At 73.2% G+C, this 3,150-nt stretch carries 3 protein-coding genes and 1 riboswitch; all 3 genes read left to right on the top strand.

The features are described 5' to 3' along the window. Positions 1-84: 84 nt before the first annotated feature. Positions 85-178, top strand: a riboswitch (cobalamin riboswitch). 106 nt (positions 179-284) lie between these two features. Then, positions 285-1,217: an ABC transporter substrate-binding protein gene (locus tag EAD96_RS04055; RefSeq protein WP_120572106.1), complete on the top strand. Its 933-nt coding sequence runs from the start codon at positions 285-287 to the stop codon at positions 1,215-1,217. An 86-nt stretch (positions 1,218-1,303) separates the two neighbouring features. Next, positions 1,304-2,386: an iron ABC transporter permease gene (locus EAD96_RS04050; protein ID WP_121683320.1), complete on the top strand. Its 1,083-nt coding sequence runs from the start codon at positions 1,304-1,306 to the stop codon at positions 2,384-2,386. Continuing rightward, a partial coding sequence (locus EAD96_RS04045; RefSeq protein ID WP_147457829.1) for an ABC transporter ATP-binding protein occupies positions 2,383-3,150 on the top strand: 768 nt, incomplete at its 3' end. The genes EAD96_RS04050 and EAD96_RS04045, both read left to right, overlap by 4 nt.

Here is a 3,150-nt window from a genome sequence, read left to right as displayed (position 1 = left end):
CCGCCGGGGTTCCCACCCACCCCCACCGTCCGGACGATCTCCGCTGGTCGTGCGCTACCGTGGCACCGACCGTGCCACAGCGAAGCCGGTGTGAAACCGGCGCTGTCCCGCAACTGTGATGCCCCGTACGCGCGGCGCTGGCCTTCCGCCGGCGCCGACGGACGTGGGACGAGCCAGGTCGCCTGAGGCCCGGTCGCGACACGCGCTCTCGAGGAAGGGCGCCTCGCGGACGGGCCTTTCCCCTGTCGGCGAAGCACCACACTCCTCGACCGACAGGAGGCCCCATGTCCAGACGTACCCCCCGGCTCTTCGCCACCGCGCTCGCGGCCGGCGTGCTGCTTCTCGGCGGCTGCGCCGAGAAGACCTCGACCGACACCCCCGCCGCAGGCGGCTCCGGCGGCGCGTTCCCGGCCACCGTCGGCAAGCTGACGCTGGACAAGCGGCCCGAGAAGATCGTCTCGCTCTCGCCGACCTCCACCGAGATGCTCTTCGCCATCGGCGCCGGCAAGCAGGTCACCGCCGTCGACGACCAGTCGAACTACCCGCCCGAGGCGCCCCGCACCGACCTGTCCGGCTACCAGCCGAACGCCGAGGCCGTCGCCTCCCGGAACCCCGACCTGGTGGTGATCTCCGACAACCTCAACAAGATCGCCGACCAGCTCGTCGCGCTGAAGATCCCGGTCCTCCAGATCCCCGCCGCGGCCACGCTCGACGACACGTACCGGCAGCTCACCGACCTGGGCACACTCACCGGCCACCGGTCCGAGGCGGACGCCGTGGTGCAGAAGATGAAGGACGACATCACCGCGCTGACCAAGGACCTGCCGAAGCGTACGGAGAAGCCGACCTACTACCACGAGCTGGGCCCGGAGCTGTACACGGCGACCAGCAAGACGTTCATCGGCACCATCTACGCGCTCGCCGGCCTGGAGAACATCGCCGACGCGTCCGACGCCGACGGGAAGAACGGCGGCTACCCGCAGCTCTCCCAGGAGGTCATCGTCAAGGCGAACCCCGACTTCGTCTTCCTCTCCGACACCAAGTGCTGCAAGCAGAGCGCCGACACGGTGAAGGCGCGCAGCGGGTGGTCCGGCGTCACCGCCGTGAAGAACAACCAGATCGTGGAACTGGACGACGACATCGCCTCCCGCTGGGGCCCGCGCGTGGTCGACCTGCTCAAGGTGATCGTCGACGCCACCGCCAAGGTCCCGGCCTGACCGTGGCCCTACGACAGGCGGACTCCGCCCCTCGCCCGGCCGGGACGTCCCAGACGTCCCGGCCGGGTGCCCGGCTGCCCCGGCCCCTGCGGCGTGGGGCGCGCGACGCGGCCGGCACCCCGATCCGGCCCGCCGGGCTGCGCAAGCGCTGGCTGCTCGCCGGTGTCGTGGCGGTGCTCGTCGCGCTGGTCGCGGGCGTCTCCCTCGGCCCGGTCAGCCTGCCGCCCGGCAGCGTCGCGGCCGAACTGCTCAATCTGCTGCCCGGCGTGCACCTGGACAGCGGGCTCACCGAGCGGGAAGTCGCGATCATCACCGAGCTGCGGCTGCCCCGGGTCGTGCTCGGCCTGCTCGTCGGCGCGCTCCTCGCCCTGGCCGGCGGCTGCTACCAGGGCGTCTTCCGCAACCCGCTGGCCGACCCGTACCTGCTGGGAGTGGCGGCCGGAGCCGGATTCGCGGTCACCGCGGCGATCGTCCTCGGCGCCGGTGCGGGCGGCGCGCTGACCGGGCTGCCCGTCACCATTCCGCTCGCCGCGTTCGTCGGGTCGCTCGGCGCGGTCCTGCTGACGTACCTCCTCGGCGCGGCCGGCGGGCGGGACCGATCACCCGCCACACTGATCCTGGCCGGCGTGGCGGTCTCCGCGTTCTTCGCCGCCGGGCAGACGTACCTGCTGCAACAGCACTCCGACAACATCCAGCAGGTCTACTCCTGGCTGCTCGGGCGGCTCGCCACCGCAGGCTGGCACGACGTGTGGCTGGTCCTGCCGTACTTCGTGCTCACCTCCGTGGTGGTGCTGCTGCACCGGCGCGAGCTGGACGTGCTCTCCGTCGGCGACGACGAGGCCGCCGGTCTCGGCCTGCACCCGCAGCGCTCCCGCTACCTGCTGATCGCCGCCGCGTCGCTGGGCACCGCCGCCGCCGTGTCCGCGTCCGGGCTGATCGGCTTCGTCGGCATCATCGTGCCGCACACCATGCGGCTGCTCGCCGGTTCCAGCCACCGCGTGATCCTGCCGCTGTCGATGCTGTTCGGCGGCGCGTTCCTGGCCCTGACCGACGTGGTCGCCCGGACCGCCGCCGCACCCGCCGAGATCCCGATCGGCGTGGTCACCGCGCTGCTCGGCGGCCCGTTCTTCGTGCTGGTCCTGCGTACCGCCCGCCGGGTGGCGATGTGAACGCCCCCGCGGTGCGCGTCCACGACCTGCGGGTCGCCCTCGGCGGCACCCCGATCCTGGCGGGCGTCGACCTCACGGTCGCCGCCGGCGAGTGGGTCACCGTGATCGGACCCAACGGCGCCGGCAAGTCCACCCTGTTGCGCGCCGTCGGCGGCCTGCTCACCGGCCCGGGCGAGGTGGCCCTCTTCGGTACGCCGATCGGCGCGCTGCGCCGACGCGACCGCGCCCGGATCGTGGCCACCGTGGCGCAGTCCCCGGTCGTACCGACCGGCATGTCGGTGTTCGACTACGCGCTGCTCGGACGCACGCCGTACATCCCGCCGCTGGGCCGCGAGTCGGCCGCCGACCTGGCCGCCGTGCACGAGGTGCTGGACCGGCTCGACCTCGGCCCGTTCGCCCACCGCGAGCTGGCCACGCTCTCCGGCGGCGAACGGCAGCGCGTCTTCCTGGCCCGGGCGCTGGCCCAGGGCGCCACCCTGCTGCTGCTCGACGAGCCGACGAGCGCGCTGGACATCGGGCACCAGCAGGAGGTGCTGGAACTGGTCGACCAGCTCCGCCGCGCGCACGGCCTGACGGTGCTCGCCACCATGCACGACCTCTCCATCGCCGGCGAGTACGCCGACCGCCTGGTCCTGCTCGCCGACGGCCGGGTGGCCGCCGCCGGCCCGCCCGAGGACGTGCTGACCGAGGAGCTGCTGGCCCGCCACTACCGAGCCCACATCCGAGTGATCCCCGGCGACCACGGCCCCCTGGTAGTCCCCGTC

Source organism: Micromonospora sp. BL1 (assembly GCF_003667485.1).
In the GTDB taxonomy this organism is placed as follows: Bacteria; Actinomycetota; Actinomycetes; order Mycobacteriales; family Micromonosporaceae; genus Micromonospora; species Micromonospora tulbaghiae.
The sequence above is the reverse complement of the archived record's forward strand: the minus strand, read 5'-3'. Positions and strand labels throughout refer to the sequence as shown.